This is a genomic window from Cupriavidus sp. LA-1, assembly GCF_055385985.1.
The window spans coordinates 1,108,721-1,130,647 of the sequence record NZ_AP031387.1 but is presented as its reverse complement, the minus strand read 5'-3'; the positions used below and the strand labels follow the sequence as shown (position 1 = coordinate 1,130,647).

Genomic DNA, 21,927 nt, shown 5'->3' with positions numbered 1-21,927 from the left:
GCGTATCGCGTCAATCAGATTTTCCACATATCGCGTCTCCGGCGAGCCGCCGCGAGGCCTTGTGGCGCAAGGCATTGCAGCCCTGGCGAGCCTAGCGGAAATTATCCTTCCAGCCGCGCAGCGCACCGAACGCCTGCGCGTCGCCCGCGGTGGCGCCGCCCTGGGCCGACACAGCGGCACGCACCGCCGGCTCGCGCGAGCGCAGGAAGGGGTTGACCTCGCGCTCGTGGGCAATGGTGGTCGGCAGCGTCGGCTGGTCCGCCGCGCGCAGCGCCTCGACGCGCTGCTCCCACGCCGCCAGCGCGGCATTGCCCGGCTCGACCGCGCGCGCGAAGCGCACATTGCTGCGCGTGTACTCGTGCGCGCAATAGACCCGGGTATCGCCCGGCAGCGCCGCCAGCTTGTCGAGCGAATCCAGCATCTGCGCCGGCGTGCCTTCGAACAGCCGCCCGCAGCCGCTGGCGAACAGGGTATCGCCGCAGAAGACCGCCGGGCCGGCTGCGCCCAGGTCGCCCACGTAGGCGATATGGCCGGCGGTGTGCCCCGGCACGTCCAGCACGCGCAGGGTCAGCGCCGGCGCCTTGAGGGTCACCACATCGCCCTCGCGCAGGGCCTGGGTGCGCGCGCCGATACGCTCGCCGGCCGGCCCCAGCACCGGCATCGGCTCGCCCGCCGGCGTGCGCGGGTGCGCCGCCAGCAACTCGGCCACGCCGCCCTGGTGATCGCCGTGGTGATGGGTGATTACAATAGCGCCCAGAGCCAGACCGCTTTGCGCCAGGAAGCGCTCCACCGGCGCGGCCTCGCCAGGATCGACCACGGCCGCGCAATGGCCGTCGTGGATGGCCCAGATATAGTTATCCTGGAACGCCGGGATCGGCTCAACCTTCAACATGCGCATGCTCCTATGTCCAATCGTCCCAAACATCCGATTGTAAGCTGGGAAGACTGGCTGGCCTCGCCTCCCGGCGAGTACATGCTGCGCTGGGAGGCGCTGCAGTACGACCGGATCGTGACCGACATCTTCGGCTACCACGCCGTGCAGATGGGCCTGCCCTTTATCGATACCCTGCGCGAAAACCGGATGCCGTTCTCGGCGCTGGCGCTGGACCCGTCCAGCGGGCCGCACGGGCCGCGTGCCGCACATCCGGACGCGCGCCAGCTGCTGTGCCGCTTCGACGAACTGCCGTTCGACACCCAGAGCATCGACCTGGTCACGCTGCCGCACATTCTGGAATTCGCCGAAGACCCGCACGAGGTGCTGCGCGAGGTCTCGCGCGTGCTAATGCCAGAAGGCCGCGTGGTCGTCACCTGCTTCAATCCGATGAGCCTGTGGGGTGCCCGCCAGGGCATGAACCGGCTTGGCGCCACGCCCTTCCTGCCCACCGACGCCCAGCAGATCGGCTTCGTGCGCATCAAGGACTGGCTCAAGCTGCTGGGCTTCGATATCATCCGCGGCCGCTTCGGCTGCTACTGTCCGCCCTACCGCACCGACCGCTGGCTGCAGCGTGCCGCCTTCATGGAAAAGGCCGGCGACCGCTGGTGGCCGATCTTCGGCGCGGTCTATATGATCTCGGCGATCAAGCGCGTGCGCAATATCCGCCTGGTCGGACCGGCCTGGAAGAGCAAGCCGGCGCTGGCCCCGGTATCGTCACCCGTGGCCACACCCACCGGCACGCACGGCAAGACCCCCCGCGAAGAGCGCTGACGCGGTCCTGCGCCCTTCCCCTGACACCTCAATGCGCCACCCGCCATGCGGGTGGCCACTACGGAATCACATGCAAGAAGTCACGATCTACTCCGACGGCGCCTGCAAGGGCAATCCCGGCCGCGGCGGCTGGGGCGCGGTGCTCGTCGCCGGCACCAGCGAAAAGGAACTGTTCGGCGGCGAGCCGAACACCACCAACAACCGCATGGAAATGACCGCCGTGATCGAAGCGCTGCGCGCGCTCAAGCGGCCCTGCGTCGTGCGCGTCTACACCGACTCGCAGTACGTCCAGAAAGGCATCAGCGAATGGCTGCCCGGCTGGAAGGCCCGCGGCTGGAAGACCGCCGACAAGAAACCCGTCAAGAACGCCGACCTGTGGCAGGAGCTGGACACCCTGGCGCAGCCGCACCAGATCTCGTGGCACTGGGTGCGCGGCCACAATGGCCACCCCGGCAATGAGCGCGCCGACGCGCTGGCCAACCGCGGCGTCGAATCGATCGGCCGCTGACCGGATTCTTCATCACAAGCAACAAGAACCGCGGAAGGCCCGCGCCGCTCCGCTAGAATGCCCGCCATGCGACAAATCGTTCTCGATACCGAAACCACCGGCCTGAATGCCGCCACCGGCGACCGTCTGATTGAAATCGGCTGCGTCGAGTTGATGAACCGCCGCCTGACGGGGCGCCACCTGCACTTCTACGTCAATCCGGAACGCGATATCGACGAGGGCGCAATCGCCGTCCACGGCATCACGGTCGAGTTCCTGGCCGACAAGCCCCGCTTTGCCGAAGTTGTCGACGACATCCGCGAGTTCGTCCAGGACGCCGAACTGATCATCCACAACGCGCCGTTCGACCTGGGCTTCCTCGACATGGAATTCCAGCTGCTGGGCCTGCCGCCATTCCGCCAGCATGCGGGCAATGTGATCGATACCCTGCGCGAAGCCCGCCAGATGTTCCCCGGCAAGCGCAACTCGCTCGACGCCCTGTGCGACCGCATGGGCATCAGCAACGCCCACCGCACACTGCACGGCGCACTGCTGGATGCCGAGCTGCTGGCCGAGGTCTACCTGGCCATGACGCGCGGCCAGGATTCGCTGGTGATCGACATGCACGACAGCAGCGCAAGCCACGGTGGCGCGGTTGCGGCGGCCGACCTGTCGCGCCTCGCCCTGCCCGTGCTGCGCGCCACCGACGAGGAACACCAGGCTCACCTCGACCTGCTCAAGGGGCTGGACAAGGCCAGCGGCGGCAAGACGGTGTGGCAGGAAGCCCCCGCGGCGGCGCCCGGAAACCTGGCCGCCTGACAAAAATCAAAAAAGGGCTTTACAAGATACAAGAACCTCTGCATAATCTCACTTCTCCGCTGCACGACGGCAACGACGGCGCAGTAAGGGGTGGTTAGCTCAGCGGTAGAGCACTGCCTTCACACGGCAGGGGTCACAGGTTCAATCCCTGTACCACCCACCAGACAAATGGCTAGCAACTGCCTACGTTGCCAAGGAACCCAGACGGCGTAAGGCCTTCTGGGTTTTTTGTTGTCCAGCGTTTGCCACGGTTTGCCACCGACAGCCACCCTTCTTGAGGGTACGTATTCAGGGTGGGCACGAATGGAGATCGCACTGTGAAATACCTGAAGATCCCGGCGGCGATGGCCTGCCTGGTGTTTGCTGCCTGCACCACCACAGCGCCGCCCTATTCCGGCCGCCAGATGTCCACCTACGATATGGCGACGGAGTACACGGTGGAATACGTGCCGGACGGCTTTACGCTCATGGTCAACTACCGTTACCAGCGGTTCACGATGCTGCCCGGTACCGCGGCGGCCGAGTGCAAGACCGCCGCTATCAATGTGGCCAACAGCCTGGCCGAGCGAAGGCACAGGCAGATCGAACCAGTGGACGACCGACGCTTCAAGCTGAATACCAGCAGGAACTGGTTCGGCAAGGTAATCGATTGCTCCGCCATCGCGCCGATTGTCTGGAAACGCTGAGATGATGGCGCCAGGCCATCATGGCGCTCCCACCTGTCCCTGGCCTCAGCTTCAGCGTCTGCCTGCCACGGCCGCTGGTAATCTTGCCTGGCGCGCCCCGCATGGGGTTCCTCAGAGCCATAGCCGGTGCAACAGATCAGAACCCAGCTGCACGAGTTGCCCCGCCATCTCGGTAATGCTCGAATTCATGCCCAACGTGCTTGCCAATGCATAAAGGGCCCCCCCCAGCAGGGCCAGGGACAGAATGCCCATCTTGACTTCGCTCACGACGCCTCCTCGCTATCTGCTGACGTGAGTCCGAGTTCCCCCGGCATGGCTGCAGCGAGCAGCGGCGTTGTTTTTATCTGGACCCGTCACGTTTCTTTATAGAAACATTGGCACACCAGGATGCGGCCACTCTGTGCGGCATCGCGCTCAGCATGGATGCTCGTCAGCGCTCACCTTCCGACTGGCTGACGGCGTCCTGCGCACGCAGGTAGCTGCGCCGGGCATAGAGCGCGCCCGCAAACTTGGTCTTGGTCAGGCCCGGGAGCAGTGCGTTCACGCGAATGCCGTACGGCCCGTACTAGCGGCAGGTGTTGATCAGGCGTACGGCCTGCTCCGCCAGCAACCCAGCCATGTCGCCAACCTTGCCGGCCTGAGTGTTTGATGCGTTGCCATGGAGCGCGCGCTTCTTGACGCCCTGCGCGATGGCCGCCAGGCGGAAGAAGCTGAACGCGAGGTAGAAGAGCCAGTTCTCGATTGCCGCAAGGCGACGCAGCTCGCAGTAGCGCGCCACCATCTCGGCTTCTTCAGACCGCCTTGGCCATGTCCTCGACCACTTTCTTGGCATCGCCAAAGACCATCATGGTCTTGTCCATGTAGAACAGGTCATTGTCCAGCCCGGCATAGCCGGCGTTCATCGAGCGCTTGTTGACGATCACGGTCTTGGCCTTGTAGGCCTCGAGGATAGGCATGCCGGCGATGGGGGACTTGGGGTCGGTCTTGGCCGCCGGGTTGACCACGTCGTTGGCACCCAGCACCAGCACCACGTCGGCCTGACCGAATTCGCCGTTGATGTCCTCCATTTCGAAGACCTGGTCGTAGGGCACCTCGGCTTCCGCCAGCAGCACGTTCATGTGGCCCGGCATGCGGCCCGCCACCGGGTGGATCGCGTACTTGACTGTCACGCCCTTCTCCGACAGCAGTTCGGTGAGTTCCTTGAGCGCATGCTGGGCGCGTGCTACCGCCAGACCATAGCCCGGCACGATGATCACGCTCTCGGCATTGCCCATCACGAACGCCGCGTCGTCGGCCGACCCGGCCTTCACCGGGCGCTGCTGCTGCGCGCCGCCCGGCGTGGCGGATGCAGCCTCGCCACCAAAGCCGCCCAGGATCACGTTGAAGAATGACCGGTTCATCGCGCGGCACATGATGTACGAGAGAATCGCACCAGACGAACCCACGAGCGAGCCCGCGATGATCAGCATCGGGTTATTCAGCGAGAAGCCGATACCGGCCGCCGCCCAGCCCGAGTACGAGTTCAGCATCGACACCACCACCGGCATATCTGCGCCACCGATCGGGATAATGATCAACACCCCAAGCACAAAGGCAATTGCCAGCATCAGCACGAAGTGCAGCCAAGCCTGGGACATGAAGAAGGCCACACCCAAGCCGATCATGGCCACCGCCATCAGCAGGTTGAGCCAATGCTGCCCGGCAAACTGCACCGGTGCCCCCTGGAACAGCCGGAACTTGTACTTGCCCGATAGCTTGCCGAACGCAATTACCGAGCCCGAGAAGGTGATGGCACCGACAAAGCAGCCGATGAACAGCTCGATACGGTTGCCCAGCGGGATTTCATGCGAACCAGCCGGTGCAATGCCGAAAGCGGAGGGTTCCGCCACGGCAGCCACCGCAATGAACACCGCCGCCAGGCCGATGAGCGAGTGCATCGCCGCCACCAGTTCCGGCATCTTGGTCATTTCCACCTTGCGGGCAACGTAAGCACCAAGACCACCGCCCACCACCAATGCTGCGAGGATCAGCGCCAGCCCGGAAGCCACCGATGCCTGCGCCGCGCCGGCCGCGAGCAACGTCTCTTTGAGCCGAACGATCAGCGCAATGGTGGTGAGCCCGGCAATGGCCATGCCCGCCATGCCGAAGGCATTACCGCGCCGCGCCGTGGCCGGATGGGACAGCCCCTTGAGTGCCTGGATGAAGCACACCGAGGCCACCAGGTACAGCAGCGTTACCAGATTCATGCTGACGAGCCCGCTCATGACGCCCGCTCCTTGGTCCTGGCTTCCTTCTTCCTGAACATCTCGAGCATCCGCTGGGTTACCAGGAACCCGCCGAACACGTTGACTGCGGCCAGCGCCACCGCCGCCACGCCCATGACGCGCCCGAGACCGCTTTCGGTCAGACCGGCAGCCAGCATGGCACCCACGATGACGATGGCCGAGATGGCGTTGGTCACCGCCATCAGCGGGGTATGCAGCGCCGGCGTGACCGTCCAGACGACGTGATAGCCGACGTAGATCGCCAGCACCAGGATGATCAGATTGATCACCGTGTGATTGATGACTTCCATCCTTGTCTCCTTATGCTGCCCGCAGAATCGCCCCATCACGGCAGACGAGGCACGCGGCAACGATGTCATCGCTGGTGTCGATCGCGAGTACGCCGTCCTTGTCGACGATGAGCTTGAGGAAATCGAACACGTTGCGGGCGTACAGCGCCGAGGCATCGGCCGCAACCATGCTGGCCAGGTTGGTGTACCCGACCAGCGTCACGCGGTGCCGATGAACCACCTCGTCGGGCACGGTCAGCGGGCAGTTTCCGCCTTGCGCGGCGGCCAGGTCGACCACCACGGAGCCTGGCTTCATTTGCCGCACCGTCTCTTCATGCAGTAACGTGGGCGCGCGCCGGCCGGGAATCAGCGCCGTGGTGATGACGATGTCGGCCTGCTTGGCCCGCTCGTGAACCAGCTCGGCCTGGCGCTTCATCCAGTCCGGCGGCATCGGGCGGGCATAGCCGCCCACGCCCTGGGCGATCTCGCGCTCTTCGTCGGTCAGGAACGGTACGTCGAGGAACTTGCCGCCCAGCGATTCGATCTGCTCCTTGACCGCGGGGCGCACGTCGGAGGCTTCGATCACCGCGCCCAGCCGCTTGGCCGTGGCAACGGCCTGCAGGCCTGCCACACCCGCGCCCAGGATCAGCACGCGCGCGGCCTTGACGGTGCCGGCGGCGGTCATCAGCATCGGCATGAAGCGCTGGTAGTGGTGCGCGGCCACCAGCACGGCCTTGTAGCCGGCGATGTTGGCCTGCGACGACAGCACGTCCATGCTCTGCGCGCGCGTGGTGCGCGGAGCGGCTTCGAGGGCGAAACCGATCACACCGGCGGCGGCCATGCGCGCATTGCTCTGCGCATCAAATGGATTGAGCATGCCGACCAGCACGGCGCTCCGCTTCATCTGCGCAAGCTCCATGGGATCGGGGCCGCGCACCTTCAGCACCGCGTCGGCCCCTAACGCCTCCGCACTGCTGCCAACGCGCGCTCCGACTGCCTCATAAGCAGCATCAGGCTGGCTCGCCCGCTCGCCGGCACCTGCCGCAACGATGACGTCGTGGCCCTGTGCCACATACTTCTTTACGGTCTCCGGTGTTGCGGCGACACGCATCTCCCCTGCCCGCGTCTCTTTCGGGATTCCTATCTGCATGGTCTGACCCTTGTCTGGCGATGCGTCATTCATCGTGAAGTCTGCTCCAGGCCGCGAAGTGCGTGGCCTGGATCAAACCGCAGCGCACGTTTCTGCGCACGCTCCAAAGCAGAGTAGGCGTAATAGAGTGCCGGCATGAGGTAAGCCCAGGTGCATAGCGCAAGCGTGAAGAAATTGAACACGACATTCGTTTCTTCTCCGGGGATCTTGTAAAAGTCATAGATCGATGCGATCGCTTGGCAACTCACCAGGGCCAACAACAAGGCCATCGCTTGGAAAGTCGCCCCAATGCCCAGCAATCTCTTGATGACATAGGCGAGATAAATCGACAGCAGCACCGACATCACGACAAAGAAGTAAGGCAAGATCCCTTCGATGAAATGCACCCCAATCAGAACGAATGTAGCCGCAAACGAAACCACAAACGCCACCACGTCCACGCGGGTCGACGGCTTAAAGCCGTGCGTGATGGTCATCATGCCTGCGACCGCGATGACCGGCATGCCGAACCCTCGCGAGAAGGCGTCGAAGAAATGGGAAATCGCATAGGAGACCCGTGACTCGGTCGCAAAGAATACGACGGCGTTTGAGGAAGACACACCGACGACCCACATCTCGACCCCGAGAAGGTAATTGCGCTTCTTGACAAACTGCCAGCCATAGACAAACGAACTCAACGCCAGCAAGACGGCGGAGAGCACAAGAACGAGAGACCTGAGATCCATGATTCAACTCCAATACCGATGATCGATTGCGCCTGATGCGTCAATGTTGTTTCGGTTCAAGACTTGCAAGGTAGTTGGCAATCGCCTTGCGGTCTTCCGGTGACGTGCGTTCAGCAATGCTCTTCATCATGCCGGTGGGCTCGCTGCGCGTCCCGGAAGCGAAGGCATCGAACTGCGCCAGGATGTAGTCGTAGCCTTGGCCGGAAAGACGCGGAAACTGGTCATGCCCCATCAACCGAGCACCGTGGCATGCAGCGCAGTTTCCGGTCATCACCAACTGCTGCCCTTTTCCGCGTAGTTGGGGGTCCGGCTTGAAGTAGCCGTTCGCCGCGGGCGTCACCTTCGAGAAGTAATCCGCCAGCTCCTTGATCTGGGCGTCGCCCATCGTCATGGCCAGCGGCCCCATACTCGGATTGCTCCGCGCCCCGCTCGCAAAGTTGTGCAATTGCGTTTCCAGGTAAGCGGCGGGCTGCCCCGCCAGGCCCGGATAGCCTTGATGGAGCGAATTGCCCTTGACGCCGTGGCAACCAAAGCAGACATCATTGACGTGTGGCCAGGGGCCCCCGTCGGCCTGATAGGCCTCGGCAGAGGCGTCGATATAGCGGTCAAGACGATAAAGATCGAGAAGGTCCGGGCCAAAGATCACCAGAAGAATCGCAGCGATGGCAAGAACCGCAGCAAGGATGAGTTTCTTCATTTCCGCCTCCTATGCCCGACGCAGTGCGTTCAGCACCTGGAGGGATGCCTGGTGGCCGGAGCGCACGGCGCCGTCCATATAGCCTGCCCAGATCTCTGCGGTCTCCGTTCCAGACCAGATCAGGTTGCCGCATGGGGGGCGCAGCGCTTCGCCATGCGTTGTCCAGAAGCCCGGTGGGATGGCGGAGACGCAAGTGATGCTCCAAGGATCAACCCGGCTCCAGTCTTGATCGTGGTAGGCCACCGGAGACAATGCCTCGCGGCCCCATGCCCTGGCATAGAGTTCCGTCTGCATGGCCTTTGCCGCCTCAGGCTCCGACGGGAGCATCGCGTTCACGACAAAGGCGTTGATGACGCCGATTTCCGCGCCCGGCGGAGAGTTGTCGAAGGCCCAGATCACCGGCCCACCGACCTGAAGAACGTGTCCATTCAGGCCCTTGTCGCGCCAGAACGGGCGGCGATACACCAAGGCAGTCTTGCGCGCAGGCGAATGCGCGGGCCACGCACGCTGCAGGGCGGCACGCTTTTCAGGCAGCGGCGGGTTGAACTGCACCTGATGACACAGGGCTGGGTGGATCGCCATGATGACTTTGCGCGCACGCACTTCACCACGGTCGGTATGCAGGGTGACGACATCGCGGTCCCAACCGGAAATCTGACGCACCGGCGTTGACAGTCGCACCTTGTCGCCCAGTTGCCGCGCCATCTTGATGCTCAGAATTTGCGAGCCGCCAACGAACCGGGTTTCCTGGGCGCTGTGCTTTATCGAGTCAAGCTGCGAATAATCGCGGTCGGCCGAACTGATCATGGAAAGGAAATGCAACAGCCCCATCTTGGCCGGTGCCGCGCCGCCGGAGAGCAAGACGCTGCTGTTCCATCCCATCTGGTCTTCAGGCTTGATGTTCTGTTTGGCCAGCCAGTCACCGATCGAAAGCTGGTCCAGCTCAGCGGCTCTCGGGGATTGCCACGGCGCGCCCGAAGGCACATCGCGGGAGAGCTTGCTCAAGCGCGCGCCAACGGCCTCGTCTGTGCCGAACGTCCCCTTCAGATCGATTTCCACCCGGCCGTTACCGCCAATAATGACCGTCTTGCCGGTGTAGTAGCTCGGGAATGTGCCGACCTCCAATTCGCGAGCAAGATCCGCCACGGCTGTCTGACCGGGGCCGATCCACTGCCCGCCGACCTCGGAGACATAGCCGCCCGCGATGTTGTAGTTGAGCGTCCGACCGCCGACACGGTCCCGCGCTTCCAGCACCATGAATGACTGGCAACCTGCCAGCTGCAGGTCGCGCGCCGCGGTCAGGCCTGCCAGCCCCGCGCCGATAATGGCGACGTCAAGGACGCCGTCTGATTTCTGTTTGGCCATGGCGGCACCGGCACTTGCCTGCCGGGCGCCAATCGCCAAACTGCCCGCTGCAGCCGCGGCGCCGGCGCATTTTAGCCATTGCCTGCGCTGCAGGTTGGCTGCGCTGTCTGGGGGAGATTTCTCTGCCATGTTGTCTCAGTAGCTGCTATGAACGAGATGCTTCGTGCGTGTCTGGCGCCGCGGCCTCACTGTGCATCGATCGTGAATCGCGCGGACGTTGCGCCCGCCGCGCGGCTGCCCACATCCGTTCGCGACGCCTATTCCTTCGTCCACCCGTTCTGGTAGAGCTGGCTTGCCAGCACACCCAGGCGTGACGTGAGGACATAGTTTTCGCCATCCTCGATCAGCGCCGAGCGGCAGTCGCGGAAGATCTTCTCGATCGGATACTCGCGGGTGGTGCCGTTACCGCCGAAGAGCTGGAATGCCTCGTGGGCGATCTTCATCGCTTCTTCGGTCACGCTGACTTTGGCCTGTGCACTTGCGTACGGGTGGGTCCGCGGCGACAGGCGTGAGTACGCCAGGCTGCGGCGGGAGATGGCACGCGCCATCTCGAGCCGGCGCAGCATCTCACCCAGCCGCAACTGCGTCATCTGATGTTCGATGAGCAGCCCGCCGCCCTGCTTGCGCTCGTGGCAATAGGCAAGCGCCAGCTCGAATGCGGAACGGGCCACACCGGTGAAAACCTGACACATGTTCGTCCCGGCGTGTGACCATGCCGAAGCGATGTTGCCGAGATAGTCGTCCTCCAGCGCGATCGCGAAGCGCTTCGGCACCCTGACGTTGTCAAAGAAGATCTCACCCTGCGGCAGCGCGCGCTGGCCGATCTTGTCCAACGGCTTGCCGCGCGAGATGCCCGGCAGATCCAGCGGAATGATCATCCCGATGCCGTTCGTGAACGCACCGCGCTCTCCGGTGCCGTAAAACCCATCACCATAATCCGCCGCCATGTACGCGAGCGCCACCTGCGCGACCGAACCGTTCGACACCCACGACGAGTACTGCCCGTTGATGACAACTTCGTCGGTGCCGACCTTTGCAGTGACGTTGCCCAACGACTGCTTTCCGTGCGCACTGACCTCTTCACGATAGAGGACCGCGCCATCCGAGCCGCGATCGGGCTGCGTGTTCGACCAGCAGCCGACCTTGCCGGCGCACATGTCGATCAGTTCCTGATTGCCAACCGACTGAGCCACCATCATCGGCATGACCGACGCGGTGATCGAAACGGCCAGACCCGCATCACCCCAGCCGAGTTCTTCGCTGATGATCGATTCGATCCTGACGGCCATCTCGGGCGGGAACTGCGCGATCAATTGAGGATCGAGCCCGAGCTTGGCCGCCTCGATCATGGCGGTCCAGTACGGGGACCCGGGGGCGATCACCTGCTCCGGCGTCATGCGGTCAAGCTCCCGGCCGATCGGGCGCAGCACGTCACGTGCGAAGCGGTGGACCGTGCTCTGGATCGCACTTTCCTCTTCGCTCAACGGTGTCTCGAAACCGGTCAGCTCGACCGACGGCAACTCCACAGATGTCTTCAGACGAATCATTTCGGCGCTCCTCCTTTCCTGGATACCAACTGGCCTGGCGCTTAACCGCCGGGCCATCTCTTTTGTAGAACTACATACCAAACATAGGTCAATGTACAAAACATAGGGAGAAAAAAAAAGACAGGGTATTCCCCTGTCTTCGTTGATTGCCCTGCCGGTGTTCTGAGGGCTAGCTCTTGCTCGGGCCGGGTACCTTTCCCAGCACAACGTCATTGGCAAATGCAAGGTACCGCTTGTCGAGCCCCTGCAAATAGCCGTGCTTGCGACGTTTCGTTCCGAGTTGAAGTGCCAATCCATCCGCCATCGCGATGAGAAGCGCGGCAACGTGCATGCTCTCGTCCGCTCCATATTTTGGATTGATCGCACGGATGACCTGTGCCAGCTCCTGCGTCAGCGTGTCGTACCACTCATCGAGCAAATTGGCGCACTCGGGGTCGGTGGACGCGAACGAGAAGAAGTGCCGCCACAATGCCACGTACTTGGTATCCCTCGCGTCGGTGATGGCTTTCATCAGGATCGCGTCGTGGGCCTCACGGGGCGACACGCTGCTGTTGAGCGCGCGCCTGAGGGCATCCAGATACGCATTGATCTCGGGCTCCATGACCGCGCGTAACACAGCTGGCCGCGTCGGAAAGTAGTACTGGAGATTGCTGACGCTGACCCCGGCCCGAAGGGCCACTGCGCGCAACGAGAATTCCAGCGGGCCGCCTTCGAGCAGGAGCTTTCTTGCCACGCGAACGATTGCGTTGCGAGTGCGCAAGCCCTGGGCTCGCAAGGTCTCCGGGCTTGCACCTTCGGATGCTGCAGACGCGCGCCGCTTTCTGGGGCTGCGCTGCTCAATGGGCACTGTTGTCGTCTCTGTCATGATTGGGCGTATCGCCTCGCCAGGGTGATCGCGCTAGCAGTTCGCTGAGCGGGCATCAGTATATCGCAGATGCCCTTGCCAGCCTTGGTAACGCCAGGACGTCTGCAGTCTCTGTATCCGGCCGTCAGGCTCGATCCGCTGCCAATTTTCAGGCCTACGCAATAGCCGAACGGCGCACCTTGCGGTTCAACTGCTCATCCAGTGTGTTTGTCACGCCAATCAGCCCGTTGACGGCACACCATCGCAGGGGTTCAGGCAGTGTCGAAGGCGTCTTGTGGCGCAACGCCGACAGCAGCGGATGCTCGGTGCCACGAATCCGTTCGGCAAGCAGATGCCCCATCAGCGACTGGCTGCCAACGCCATGCCCGGAACACCCGGCGGTATAGAAGATGTTCTGCCGCGCCCCCGTTTCACCAACGACGGGAAGGGCGTCACCGGCCATGCTGACGTAGCCGCTCCAGCATGCCTGAATGGCAAGAGCCTTCAACGCGGGGAAACGGTCGTGCAGCGCGACAACCAGCTCACGATACGCGTCGTTGTCAGGCACATGGGGCGTCTGCGAGCCATAGACGTAATGGATCCGCTTGGTCGTCAGCACCAGCGTGTTGCGGGCCGTCAGACGATGGCTCTCCATGGTCCAGTGCACAGTCACAATCCCTTCACGTCGCGGCCAGCCCAGCGCAGCCAACTGCGCCGCCGAGAGGGGTTCGGTTTCGATTGCCGAGACCCGGAACGGCATCACCCTGTCGCCGAGCAGGCCAAGCTGCGGCGTATACGCGTTGGTGGCAAGCACCAGGACCGGGGCACTCGCGCTGCCCCGTTCGGTTTGCACCTTGACGATCGGGCCGTCGGAGTACGACAGCAACGGCGTGTTCTCGTAGAGCTTTACACCGGCACGGATCGCCGCACGCCGCAAGCCCAATACGTACTTGCCAGGATCCAGCGTGCCACCGTTGGCCGAGTAGGCGCCAAACAGAAACGCCGGCGGAATGCCGCGCGCTCGCATCTCCCGCCCATCGAGAAACCGGGATTTGTGACCCAGCTCGGCAGCCATCTGCATGCTCTTGCGCACCTTCTCTTCCTGAGAGGGATGAACCCCCGCGCGGATGATCCCCGATGCGCTGTAATCGCAATCGATCCCGTACTCGTCGAGCTTGCCTTCGACGTAGTTGACGCCCTCATCGTAGAAGCCGACGATCTTTTTCGCCTGCTCGTGACCCACACGCTTGAGGAACAACTCGTACTCGAGCCCCTGGCCACCGGCGAGATAGCCTGCGTTGCGCCCGCTCGCACCAAAGCCGGCAAACTCGCGCTCAAGGACGACCACCTGTGCCCCCGCCGCGGCCAGTTCCAACGCTGTAGACAAGCCTGCGAAACCTGCGCCGACGATGATGACATCTGCGCTGATGTCACCTTCCAGCCGTGGCTGCAGATCATCAGGCTTTTCGAGCCATCCACCAAACGGACGATATGCCTCCAACGCGGCGCGGATCTGCTCTTCCTTCCTCGCGCGCGCTACGGGCGAAGCCGTATTGGCCCCCGCCGACATTGCAGCTCTTGCTGTTGCAGTCGCGCCGGTGGTCTGAATATGCCCAGCACCCCCGGCGTACCCCGGCTCACCGCCCGAGTTCGCATTCGCTCGTTCAATCATGTTTGCCTCATTCAATGCTTGCTCAAAATGTGGATGGCGAGCGCTGCCTCTTCAACGCCCTGCAGGCCGCCTCCGTTCTCCTGAATCGCGTTGTGCGCGCCCTGCACCTGCCGCTCGCCGGCTTCCCCGCGCAGTTGCGTGACCAGCTCGTAGAGTTGCCCGATGCCCGTGGCGCCGAGCGGATGGCCCTTGGATTCAAGGCCGCCCGACGTGTTGATCGGGATGCGCCCGCCGAGCGTGAACTCGCCGCGTTCGGCAGCGGGCCCGCCCTGGCCGAACGGAACGAGCCCCAGGTTCTCGGCCTGGATGATTTCCCCCATCGCCGACGCGTCATGCACTTCCGCAACGTGCATGTCTTCGGGGCCTAGTCCTGCCTGCTCGTATGCCTGCTGCGCCGCGAGGTGGCCGATGCCCTGCTCTGGCGCGTGAACGCCGCGGTGGGTAAAGCTGCGGATCACACTGGCGGCGACCGGGATGCAGCGGCTGCGGTCGATGCCGAGTCGCTCCAGACCTTCTTCAGTACAGAGGATGGCCGCCGCCGCGCCATCGGAGATTGGCGCGCACATCGGCAGCGTGATCGGATACGTGATCGGCGGCGCCGCAAGGACTTCTTCGATGGTGAACGGCTTGCGGAACTGCGAATGCGGGTTGTGTACCGAATGCAGATGGTTCTTGGCCGACACCGCGGCGATCTGGCGCTGCGTGGTGCCATACGTCTTCATGTGGTACCGGCACATCGCAGCGTAGATTTTCATGAAACGGCTGTAGGGCCGGTCGGATTCCGACCCGGGCGGAGGCGTCACACCCTCACCCAGCTTCGTCAGCGTTGCGAAGTTGTCTTCGACACGGGAGACGTCCCAACCGGCCTCGAACAGCGCGAACGACCTGGCCTTGTCTTCGACGTTCATCTTCTCCGCGCCAAGCGCCAGCGCAACGTCGCAAGTGCCTGCCTTGAGCTGTTGCACCGCCAGGTGGACAGCGGCGCTGCCTGAGGCGCAGGCGTTCTCGACGTTGAATACCGGAATACCTTCAAGCCCGATCTTGCTGAACACGACCTGGCCCGGAATCGACAATTGCCCCTGCAACTGCCCGTTGGTAATGCCGGAGTAGAACGCCGCGCCGATGTCCCCGGCGCGGCAGCCAGCGTCCTGCAACGCGCCACGCAGCGCTTCGCTCGCAAGGTCTTCGATGCTGCGCTCGAGGTGTCGGCCGAACACCGTCATGGCGATACCGGCGATATAGATCTTGGTCATAGGTTTCGTTTGAAGTGAATCAGCTCAGATCTTGCGTTGCAGGCCGCGCCAGTACTGCTCGCGCAGATCCTTCTTCAGCACCTTGCCGACCATGCTGCGCGGCAGCGCGGCGACAAAGTCGACACTCTTCGGCGCCTTGACCGAGCCGAGCCTTTCCTTGCACAGCGCGACGATTTCCTCAGCGCTCACGGTCTGGCCCGCATTGAGTTCCACCACCGCCTTCACCGCCTCGCCCCATGTGTCGTCGGGCACGCCGATCACCGCACAGTCCTGCACCGCCGGATGCGCCCAGATGACCTGCTCGACTTCGCTCGGATACACGTTGAACCCGCCGCTGATGATCATGTCCTTCTTGCGGTCGGTGATATGCAGGTAGCCTTCTGCGTCGAGATGGCCGATGTCGCCGGTATGCAGCCAGCCGTCCACGATCGTTTCGGCGGTCTTGTCCGGCGCCTTGTAGTAGCCCTTCATGATGAGATCGCCGCGCACGCAGATCTCACCAGTCGCACCTTGCGGCAGCGCCTCGCCCTGATCGTTCAGGATCTCGACGCGGATCAGCGGGTTCGGACGACCAACCGAGGACAGCCGCTCATCGGACGCGATCTTGCCGTCGGCAAAGTGCTCGGCCGGCGCCATGTTGGAGATCGATGCTGCAGCTTCGGTCTGCCCGTAGCCGCCGGCCATCACCGGGCCGAACACTTCGATCGCGCGTTTGAGCTTCTCCACTGACATCGGCGCGGCACCGTACAGGAAGTACTTGAGCGACGTGAAATCCTGCCGCTCGATGCCCGGAATATCGAGCAGGCGGTAAATGACCGTCGGCGGCAGGAAGAACTCCGTCACCCGATGCTTTGCGATCGCGCCCAGAAGCAGCGCGGGATCGGGCTTGGGCAGCACGACCACCGTACCGCCGCGCGCCGTACACGGCAGCGACAGCATGCCCGCGGTATGCGTCATTGGCGCTGCGGCCAGATTCACCGGGCGCTGCGTTCCGTAGGGGAACGCAATCATGAAATGCGCGAAGTAGGTCTGAAACGCACGGTGCGTGTTCATCACGCCCTTGGGCGCGCCGGTCGTGCCCCCCGTTGCCGAGAGCGTCACGATGTCGTCCATGTCGTAATCGACACTCGGCATGGTCGACGGTTGGCTCGCGCTCCACGCTGCGAGGGACGGCGCCCATGGCAGCTCGGCGTCAATGCACACCCAGAGCCTGACCTTCGGCAAGCTGAAGCGCAGCGCTTCAATGATCGGCGCAAACGCCTGGGTGAAGAACAGCGCTTCGCAGTCAAAGGCGTCGAGAACGTACTGGTTCTCCGCCGGTGCATTACGCCCGTTGACGGGGATGTACACCATCCCGGCACGCCACATGCCGAGTGCACAACCCCACCCGATCACGTCGTTATCCGCCCACACTGCCGCTTTCGCTTCCTTCTCGAACCCGGCCGCGAGCAGCCCATTGGCAATGCGGCAGGAAAGCTCGCCGATCTCCTGGAACGTGAAGCTGCGTTCGTCCTGGATATAGGCGATGCCGTGGGGGTTGATGCGCCACCCACGATCGAAGAAATCAATGATTGCCATCTACTTATTCCTTTGGATCCATATCAGACCGACGAAGGTCTGGGGCGAGCTCTTGTCTGAGCCTTCTGGTTGTGCCCTGCGGGCCTGTCAGACCCGCATCCCCGTCACAGCTGCGTCACCGTCGCACGCGCCAGCCCGCGCTGCTCCAGGAAGCCGAGCAGATAACGGTGGCCAAACGCCTTCGAGCCCGAGGCAAAACCGACCTTGGCGGTCTCGCCATCCAGGAGCTTCATGACGCCGGCAGCGTGAATGGCGCCGGTCGAGATATATGGCGTGATGCCGTGCACGGTTGCGCGCACCGACGCAAGCTGGCCACGCCCGATCGCGAAGTCGACGCTGCGCTGGATCGTCGTGCGCTCGCGCGGCGGCATCACCGGCGTGGTCGAATCGACCACCTGCTTCAGGATCGCGTCCTGATGCTCGCGCGGCAGGTGCTTGTATTCGGCTTCCCATTTCTGCCCGAACTGATGCACCAGTTGCATCACGTTGTTGTCGTAGAAACCGACGCACGAGATGCAGCTGCGCACGCGCGAATCACGCTCGAAGTAGATGGGCAGCGACGTGCCGCCCCACGGCAGGCAGAACACCGGCTGCATGAACTCGGGCGTGGCAACGGTGAACGACGCATCCGGTGCATGCGTGGTGAGTTTCTTCTCCCACAGGTAGCTGGATTCATGGCGCGCACCGTCGAAGATCGTGGCCGTCGAGCCGACGCTCACCCCCGCCGCATTGCGCGGGCCGCGTGTAAGCGTGGCTGTCTCCAGCGCATCGACGCCAGGAGTCTCCAATGCCAGTTCGGCGGCGATCTCGGCAAACGTGTACATGTACGCATTCGACGAGGACACCAGCAAACCGGCCTGCCGATACAGTTCGCCAAACTGATCCCGCACATTGCGGATGTAGGACTGCTCGCCCGTCGTGTCGAGATGGTGGCACCCCGCCTTCAGCGCGGCCTCGACGCCGACGAGCCCGAAGCTGCTGAACGGGCCGACGGTGTTGCACACCACCTTCGCGCCGCGGAACGCCTCGACAAGCGCATCCACGTTGTGCTCCGCCTCAATGATTTCGCAGTTCGCCGACTCGAGGCGCACAACGCGCTGCGCCATCATTTCCTTCGTCCGCGCAGCGTTGCGCGCCACGGCGGTGAAAGGGATGTCCTGGTCGATCAGCCAGTCCATGATCAGCATGCCGGTGTAGCCGCTTGCGCCATAAACGACGACTGGGTTCTTTGCCATGGTTGTCTCCTGATTGTGGGGTTGTCGAGCATTGGTCGATCCAATGCCTGTCGATGCCGGAAGCGCCCCCAGCCTGGGTTGCCCGAAGACGGCGGCGCCGTGAACGTGAGCTTCCTACCTCTTGCCGGTTCCCTTCAAAGATGAAAACCGGGATCCAGGATTTCGCGCGCTACTTTGTAGAACACATATACAAAGTTAGGTCATGATGACAATCAATGGTAGAAAAAAAAAGACAGGGAATACCCTGTCCTTCCAAGAAAAAAATGCCGTGCGGACACGGCATCAAAAGACCCTAGAGGAGACCGGAAATCCAGGGATCTTGGAGGCGGAACCGGCGCACCCGGTCAGCAGCATCGTTGACGATGCCGTGCCATCAGCTTGACGGGTATGCGGGTCTAGTGAGTACCAGCGTTGTCTTGGCTCGGCGGCATTCCAGCCAGATAGCGCGCCACTGCAGGAATGTCTTCGCTCGTCAAAGTTGCAGCCAGGCCGTTCATGGCACCCGTCGGGTCCTTGCGCGCGCCGGACTTGAAGGCGGCAAGCTGCTTCGCAAGATAGTCCTCTCCTTGTCCCGCCAGACGCGGCACATCGTCCTTGCCTGTCAGTTGCGCGCCGTGGCAGGCCTGGCAGTTCCGGGATTGAACCAGTTCCAGCCCTCGCTTTTCGAGCGCCGCATCGGCCGCGACGTCTTCGTTGCGTGCCGGCGCCTGTCTGGCGAAGTAGTCAGCCAATGCATCGATCTGCGCGTCGGTGAGGTCTTTGGCGAGCGGCCCCATGTATGGGTTGGAACGCTGGTCGTCGGCAAACGCATGCAACTGGGCCGCGATGTACGCCTTCGGCTGGCCGGTCAACGCCGGATACCATGCATTGATCGACTGGCCGCGCGGGCCATGACAGACGAAACACGTCTCATGCGGCTGAGGCCAGGGGCCGGCATCGGCCTTGTCCGCTTCGCCAATCTGGTACATGGCTTTCTCGAAGCGCATGCCGTCCAGGAGATCGCGCCCGTATAGGGCGCCCGCACCTATCGCAGCGGCCACCGTAACCGCCACGGTGATGCCCAGGATCATTGCTCGTTTCATTCACGCCTCCTGACCGCGCTTCGCCATACCGCCCAGCGCTTGCAGGGCCGCCCGGTGGCCGGAGCGCACGGCACCGTCCATCGCGCCGGGCCAGATATCGGCGGTCTCGGTGCCCGACCAGATCAACCGGCCCACGGCGGGATGCAGGAACGGCCCCCATTTCGTCCAGAAGCCTGGCGGAATCGGATGGATGCATTGCAACGTCCACGGATCGACCCTGCCCCAGTCGAAGTCATGGAACTGCGTCGGATGCCGCGCCTTGTCCCCAAACGCCTGCGCATAGACGGCCGAGAGCGCTCGCTCGGCGGCTTTCGGCTCCGACGGCAAGGAGCCCGGTGCCACGAAGGCACTCAGCACGCCGATCGAGCCGTCGGGCGGCGAGTTGTCATAGGCCATGAACACTGGGCCGCCCACCTGGAAGATCTGTCCGCTGTTGCCGTCATCCCGCCAGAACGGTCTGTCATAGACGTGCACAGTCTTGCGCATCGGCGCGTTCGCGGGCCAGCGCTGCTGCAGTTGCGAGCGCCCTTCGGGAAGCGGTGGATCAAAGGCGATCTGGTTGCACAGGGCGGGATTGAGCGCAACGATCACGCGGCGCGCGCGCACGACCTTCTGATCCGTATGCAGCTCGACGATGTCGCGATTCCAGCCGACCATCTTTCGTACCGGGCAAGACAGCTTGACCTTGTCGCCAAGCTCTTTCGCCATCCTGATGCTGAGAATCTGCGAGCCTCCGATGAAGCGCGTTTCCTGTGCGCCACCCTTGATGGACTCTAGCCTGTCGACACTGTTTTCAGCACTGTTGATCGCCTGAAGGTACTGCAGCAACCCAAGCTGCGCCGGTGCCCCACCAAGCGACAGCTTGGCAGCGATGGCGAGAAAGTATCCGTCCTTGTACTGCACACCTTGCTGCGCCAGCCACTCGCCGTACGACAGCTTGTCGAGTTCCGCTGCGTTCCTTGCCTTCCAGGGCGCGGCGGCGGGCACGCCACGCGCCAGTTCGTTCAGCCTGGCGGCGATCTTCTCATCGCCACCGCCACCGCCCTGAAAGTCCTGCGCCACCATGGCATCGCCCGCCAGGATCACGGTCTTGCCGGCGTAGTAGGTCGGGAAGGTGTCGACTTCAAGCTCGCGCGCCAGATCGGCAATCGCTGTCTGGCCGGGGCCGATCCACTGACCACCGGCTTCCGAAACGACCCCGCGCCCGAGATCGTGGTTGTACGTCCGTCCTCCCACGCGATCACGGGCCTCCAGCACGACGAACGAATCACACCCCGCGCGCTTCAGGTCCCGGGCAGCCGTCAGCCCCGCGAGCCCCGCACCGATGATCGCGACTTCCAGCACGTCAGCCTGTGCCGATGCCGTAGCGGCAACCGCCCGCGACACTGTTCCCGCAGCCAGCGATGCCGCACCTGCAGCCGCTGCAAAGCCAAGTAGCCGACGCCTGACCGGCGCGGCCGGTTCGTAGTCCCGGGCCGTCTTTGGCATCCCTTTCTCTTTTGTCATGTCTTTTTGCTCCTCTGATTACCGGACCTGCTCAGCGCTCGGCCAGCACCCCATCGTTCGAAAACAGGATCGGCTTCCCCCCCGCATTGAACACGGCAGCGGTCAGCGCCGCCCGGTCCTCACGCTGAGCGATCTCGAGCGGTGCGCCGTCTTCACGCTGTTTCAGCACCAACCCGTCGAGCCCAACGGCAACGAGCCCCTTGCCCGTGGCAACGAGATGGGTGATCGAGCTTTTCGTCTCCGCCTTCAGCGGTTGCCAGTTCGACCCGCCGTCGCTGCTCTGGAACAAGCTCCCAAGCAGCCCGCCGACAACGATCCGGCCATCGGGCATCGACACACCCGACCACAGCGAGCCTTTGCCGCCTGTCGCTAGGTAGCTCCAACCCGCGCCACCGTCCGTCGACTTGAGCACCGTTCCCTGCTCCGCGGAAACGTAAAGGGCTCCGTGGCCGTCGCTAAACACGTGGTACAGGTTGCGGTCGGCCTTGCCGCCGCTGGGCGGCTTGGGCAACGACACCCTGGTCCACGTCTTGCCGCCGTCATGGGTCTGCAGCATCAGCGACCACAGGCCGACGGCGATGCCATCGCGCTCGTTCGTGAACAGCACCGAGAACAACGGCTGGTCGACCGCCGTGTCCATCCTCTGTTTTGCCCAGGTTTCGCCGCCGTCGCTGGTCGCGAGGATCACGCCCCACTGTCCCACCACCCAGCCATGCTTGTCATCGACAAAGGTGACGGCGGACAACGTGGCGGCAACCGGCACGGTGCGCGCCTGCCGATAGGTCCTGCCATCGTCGTCCGACAGCAGAATGATGCCGTGCTCACCCACGGCGACGATGCGCTTGCCGGCGCGCGTGGCATCCAGCAGCATCATGTGGGTCGAGGCGGCCCACCCATGCGCCGGCCTGGCGGCCCAGGTGGCAACCGTGCCTTCGGACGGGGCTTGCGCAAACGCCGCCGTGGCCGCGCACAGCGCGATACTTGCAACGAGAGTCTTGATCATGGCTGAGTCTCTGTAGTGA

The 21,927-nt window shown here is 63.5% G+C and carries 22 protein-coding genes, 1 tRNA gene and 1 pseudogene; 6 read left to right on the top strand and 18 right to left on the bottom strand.

Annotation, left to right across the window (positions count from 1 at the left end; translation table 11 throughout):
* Positions 1 to 91: 91 nt before the first annotated feature.
* Complete coding sequence (gene gloB / locus ACZ5MJ_RS05440) at positions 92 to 892, bottom strand: hydroxyacylglutathione hydrolase (protein ID WP_464222805.1); 801 nt, start codon at positions 890 to 892, stop codon at positions 92 to 94.
* Between the two features lie 12 nt (positions 893 to 904).
* Here gloB and ACZ5MJ_RS05435 point away from each other — a divergent pair, with 12 nt between their 5' ends.
* The 5 genes from ACZ5MJ_RS05435 to ACZ5MJ_RS05415 all read left to right on the top strand — a co-directional run bounded on the left by ACZ5MJ_RS05435 (position 905) and on the right by ACZ5MJ_RS05415 (position 3,697).
* On the top strand, positions 905 to 1,705 hold the full coding sequence (locus tag ACZ5MJ_RS05435; RefSeq protein WP_464222804.1) for a methyltransferase domain-containing protein: 801 nt from the start codon (positions 905 to 907) through the stop codon (positions 1,703 to 1,705).
* Positions 1,706 to 1,775: 70 nt separating this feature from the next.
* Entirely contained in the window at positions 1,776 to 2,213 is a 438-nt protein-coding gene (gene rnhA / locus ACZ5MJ_RS05430; protein WP_018309325.1) for a ribonuclease HI, read from the top strand.
* 57 nt (positions 2,214 to 2,270) lie between these two features.
* Entirely contained in the window at positions 2,271 to 3,011 is a 741-nt protein-coding gene (gene dnaQ, locus ACZ5MJ_RS05425) for a DNA polymerase III subunit epsilon (protein WP_464222803.1), read from the top strand.
* 88 nt (positions 3,012 to 3,099) lie between these two features.
* A tRNA-Val gene (locus ACZ5MJ_RS05420) sits at positions 3,100 to 3,174 on the top strand.
* 154 nt (positions 3,175 to 3,328) lie between these two features.
* Positions 3,329 to 3,697 carry a hypothetical protein gene (locus ACZ5MJ_RS05415; RefSeq protein ID WP_464222802.1) on the top strand — a complete coding sequence of 123 codons (369 nt, stop codon included), beginning with the start codon at positions 3,329 to 3,331 and terminating at the stop codon, positions 3,695 to 3,697.
* 111 nt (positions 3,698 to 3,808) lie between these two features.
* On the opposite strand, the gene ACZ5MJ_RS05410 is transcribed toward ACZ5MJ_RS05415, so the two are convergent.
* The 14 genes and pseudogenes from ACZ5MJ_RS05410 to ACZ5MJ_RS05345 form a co-directional block, all read right to left on the bottom strand.
* Positions 3,809 to 3,964, bottom strand: coding sequence for a hypothetical protein (locus ACZ5MJ_RS05410; protein ID WP_464222801.1), 156 nt, complete (start codon positions 3,962 to 3,964; stop codon positions 3,809 to 3,811).
* 298 nt (positions 3,965 to 4,262) lie between these two features.
* Positions 4,263 to 4,487 (bottom strand): annotated as a pseudogene (locus ACZ5MJ_RS05405) (phosphotransferase family protein); the annotation flags it as partial.
* 1 nt (position 4,488) lies between these two features.
* Positions 4,489 to 5,961, bottom strand: coding sequence for an NAD(P)(+) transhydrogenase (Re/Si-specific) subunit beta (locus tag ACZ5MJ_RS05400; protein WP_464222800.1), 1,473 nt, complete (start codon positions 5,959 to 5,961; stop codon positions 4,489 to 4,491).
* The gene (locus ACZ5MJ_RS05395) at positions 5,958 to 6,272 is read right to left on the bottom strand and encodes an NAD(P) transhydrogenase subunit alpha part 2 (RefSeq protein WP_464222799.1); all 315 of its coding nucleotides are present in this window, start codon (positions 6,270 to 6,272) and stop codon (positions 5,958 to 5,960) included. The genes ACZ5MJ_RS05400 and ACZ5MJ_RS05395 overlap by 4 nt, the downstream gene beginning before the upstream one ends.
* Positions 6,273 to 6,282: 10 nt before the next feature.
* Positions 6,283 to 7,401 (bottom strand): Re/Si-specific NAD(P)(+) transhydrogenase subunit alpha, encoded by a 1,119-nt coding sequence (locus ACZ5MJ_RS05390; RefSeq protein ID WP_464223662.1) that lies wholly within the window; start codon positions 7,399 to 7,401, stop codon positions 6,283 to 6,285.
* 29 nt (positions 7,402 to 7,430) lie between these two features.
* The gene (locus tag ACZ5MJ_RS05385; RefSeq protein ID WP_464222798.1) at positions 7,431 to 8,126 is read right to left on the bottom strand and encodes a hypothetical protein; all 696 of its coding nucleotides are present in this window, start codon (positions 8,124 to 8,126) and stop codon (positions 7,431 to 7,433) included.
* 40 nt (positions 8,127 to 8,166) lie between these two features.
* Positions 8,167 to 8,823, bottom strand: a complete 657-nt coding sequence (locus tag ACZ5MJ_RS05380; RefSeq protein WP_464222797.1) for a c-type cytochrome — start codon at positions 8,821 to 8,823, stop codon at positions 8,167 to 8,169.
* 9 nt (positions 8,824 to 8,832) lie between these two features.
* On the bottom strand, positions 8,833 to 10,317 hold the full coding sequence (locus tag ACZ5MJ_RS05375) for a flavin monoamine oxidase family protein (RefSeq protein WP_464222796.1): 1,485 nt from the start codon (positions 10,315 to 10,317) through the stop codon (positions 8,833 to 8,835).
* Between the two features lie 128 nt (positions 10,318 to 10,445).
* A complete protein-coding gene (locus ACZ5MJ_RS05370; RefSeq protein WP_464222795.1) occupies positions 10,446 to 11,735 on the bottom strand; it encodes an acyl-CoA dehydrogenase family protein in 1,290 nt (429 codons plus the stop codon).
* Positions 11,736 to 11,904: 169 nt separating this feature from the next.
* The gene (locus ACZ5MJ_RS05365) at positions 11,905 to 12,600 is read right to left on the bottom strand and encodes a TetR/AcrR family transcriptional regulator (protein ID WP_464222794.1); all 696 of its coding nucleotides are present in this window, start codon (positions 12,598 to 12,600) and stop codon (positions 11,905 to 11,907) included.
* Positions 12,601 to 12,754: 154 nt separating this feature from the next.
* Positions 12,755 to 14,149 (bottom strand): NAD(P)/FAD-dependent oxidoreductase, encoded by a 1,395-nt coding sequence (locus ACZ5MJ_RS05360; RefSeq protein ID WP_464223661.1) that lies wholly within the window; start codon positions 14,147 to 14,149, stop codon positions 12,755 to 12,757.
* A gap of 113 nt (positions 14,150 to 14,262) precedes the next feature.
* Positions 14,263 to 15,504, bottom strand: coding sequence for a thiolase family protein (locus ACZ5MJ_RS05355; protein WP_464222793.1), 1,242 nt, complete (start codon positions 15,502 to 15,504; stop codon positions 14,263 to 14,265).
* 24 nt (positions 15,505 to 15,528) lie between these two features.
* A complete protein-coding gene (locus ACZ5MJ_RS05350; RefSeq protein ID WP_464222792.1) occupies positions 15,529 to 17,082 on the bottom strand; it encodes a class I adenylate-forming enzyme family protein in 1,554 nt (517 codons plus the stop codon).
* 104 nt (positions 17,083 to 17,186) lie between these two features.
* A complete protein-coding gene (locus ACZ5MJ_RS05345; RefSeq protein WP_464222791.1) occupies positions 17,187 to 18,317 on the bottom strand; it encodes a saccharopine dehydrogenase family protein in 1,131 nt (376 codons plus the stop codon).
* Positions 18,318 to 18,519: 202 nt separating this feature from the next.
* Here ACZ5MJ_RS05345 and ACZ5MJ_RS05340 point away from each other — a divergent pair, with 202 nt between their 5' ends.
* Positions 18,520 to 18,699 carry a hypothetical protein gene (locus ACZ5MJ_RS05340; protein ID WP_464222790.1) on the top strand — a complete coding sequence of 60 codons (180 nt, stop codon included), beginning with the start codon at positions 18,520 to 18,522 and terminating at the stop codon, positions 18,697 to 18,699.
* 13 nt (positions 18,700 to 18,712) lie between these two features.
* Here the strand turns inward: ACZ5MJ_RS05340 and ACZ5MJ_RS05335 are convergent, their stop codons facing one another.
* Genes ACZ5MJ_RS05335 through ACZ5MJ_RS05325 form a run of 3 tightly spaced genes read right to left on the bottom strand, consistent with a single transcriptional unit; the run spans position 18,713 to position 21,908 of the window.
* Positions 18,713 to 19,399: a c-type cytochrome gene (locus ACZ5MJ_RS05335; RefSeq protein WP_464222789.1), complete on the bottom strand. Its 687-nt coding sequence runs from the start codon at positions 19,397 to 19,399 to the stop codon at positions 18,713 to 18,715.
* A complete protein-coding gene (locus tag ACZ5MJ_RS05330) occupies positions 19,400 to 20,905 on the bottom strand; it encodes a flavin monoamine oxidase family protein (protein WP_464222788.1) in 1,506 nt (501 codons plus the stop codon).
* Positions 20,906 to 20,936: 31 nt separating this feature from the next.
* Positions 20,937 to 21,908, bottom strand: a complete 972-nt coding sequence (locus tag ACZ5MJ_RS05325) for a WD40/YVTN/BNR-like repeat-containing protein (protein ID WP_464222787.1) — start codon at positions 21,906 to 21,908, stop codon at positions 20,937 to 20,939.
* Positions 21,909 to 21,927 lie beyond the last annotated feature (19 nt).

Bases quoted from the DNA above. Each gene is read 5' to 3' on its own strand.
- gloB (WP_464222805.1), bottom strand. From the start codon at position 892: ATGTTGAAGGTTGAGCCGATCCCGGCGTTCCAGGATAACTATATCTGG.
- ACZ5MJ_RS05435 (WP_464222804.1), top strand. From the start codon at position 905: ATGTCCAATCGTCCCAAACATCCGATTGTAAGCTGGGAAGACTGGCTG.
- rnhA (WP_018309325.1), top strand. From the start codon at position 1,776: ATGCAAGAAGTCACGATCTACTCCGACGGCGCCTGCAAGGGCAATCCC.
- dnaQ (WP_464222803.1), top strand. From the start codon at position 2,271: ATGCCCGCCATGCGACAAATCGTTCTCGATACCGAAACCACCGGCCTG.
- ACZ5MJ_RS05400 (WP_464222800.1), bottom strand. From the start codon at position 5,961: ATGAGCGGGCTCGTCAGCATGAATCTGGTAACGCTGCTGTACCTGGTG.
- ACZ5MJ_RS05395 (WP_464222799.1), bottom strand. From the start codon at position 6,272: ATGGAAGTCATCAATCACACGGTGATCAATCTGATCATCCTGGTGCTG.
- ACZ5MJ_RS05390 (WP_464223662.1), bottom strand. From the start codon at position 7,401: ATGCAGATAGGAATCCCGAAAGAGACGCGGGCAGGGGAGATGCGTGTC.
- ACZ5MJ_RS05385 (WP_464222798.1), bottom strand. From the start codon at position 8,126: ATGGATCTCAGGTCTCTCGTTCTTGTGCTCTCCGCCGTCTTGCTGGCG.
- ACZ5MJ_RS05380 (WP_464222797.1), bottom strand. From the start codon at position 8,823: ATGAAGAAACTCATCCTTGCTGCGGTTCTTGCCATCGCTGCGATTCTT.
- ACZ5MJ_RS05375 (WP_464222796.1), bottom strand. From the start codon at position 10,317: ATGGCAGAGAAATCTCCCCCAGACAGCGCAGCCAACCTGCAGCGCAGG.
- ACZ5MJ_RS05370 (WP_464222795.1), bottom strand. From the start codon at position 11,735: ATGATTCGTCTGAAGACATCTGTGGAGTTGCCGTCGGTCGAGCTGACC.
- ACZ5MJ_RS05365 (WP_464222794.1), bottom strand. From the start codon at position 12,600: ATGACAGAGACGACAACAGTGCCCATTGAGCAGCGCAGCCCCAGAAAG.
- ACZ5MJ_RS05360 (WP_464223661.1), bottom strand. From the start codon at position 14,149: ATGTCGGCGGGGGCCAATACGGCTTCGCCCGTAGCGCGCGCGAGGAAG.
- ACZ5MJ_RS05355 (WP_464222793.1), bottom strand. From the start codon at position 15,504: ATGACCAAGATCTATATCGCCGGTATCGCCATGACGGTGTTCGGCCGA.
- ACZ5MJ_RS05350 (WP_464222792.1), bottom strand. From the start codon at position 17,082: ATGGCAATCATTGATTTCTTCGATCGTGGGTGGCGCATCAACCCCCAC.
- ACZ5MJ_RS05345 (WP_464222791.1), bottom strand. From the start codon at position 18,317: ATGGCAAAGAACCCAGTCGTCGTTTATGGCGCAAGCGGCTACACCGGC.
- ACZ5MJ_RS05340 (WP_464222790.1), top strand. From the start codon at position 18,520: ATGATGACAATCAATGGTAGAAAAAAAAAGACAGGGAATACCCTGTCC.
- ACZ5MJ_RS05335 (WP_464222789.1), bottom strand. From the start codon at position 19,399: ATGAAACGAGCAATGATCCTGGGCATCACCGTGGCGGTTACGGTGGCC.
- ACZ5MJ_RS05330 (WP_464222788.1), bottom strand. From the start codon at position 20,905: ATGACAAAAGAGAAAGGGATGCCAAAGACGGCCCGGGACTACGAACCG.
- ACZ5MJ_RS05325 (WP_464222787.1), bottom strand. From the start codon at position 21,908: ATGATCAAGACTCTCGTTGCAAGTATCGCGCTGTGCGCGGCCACGGCG.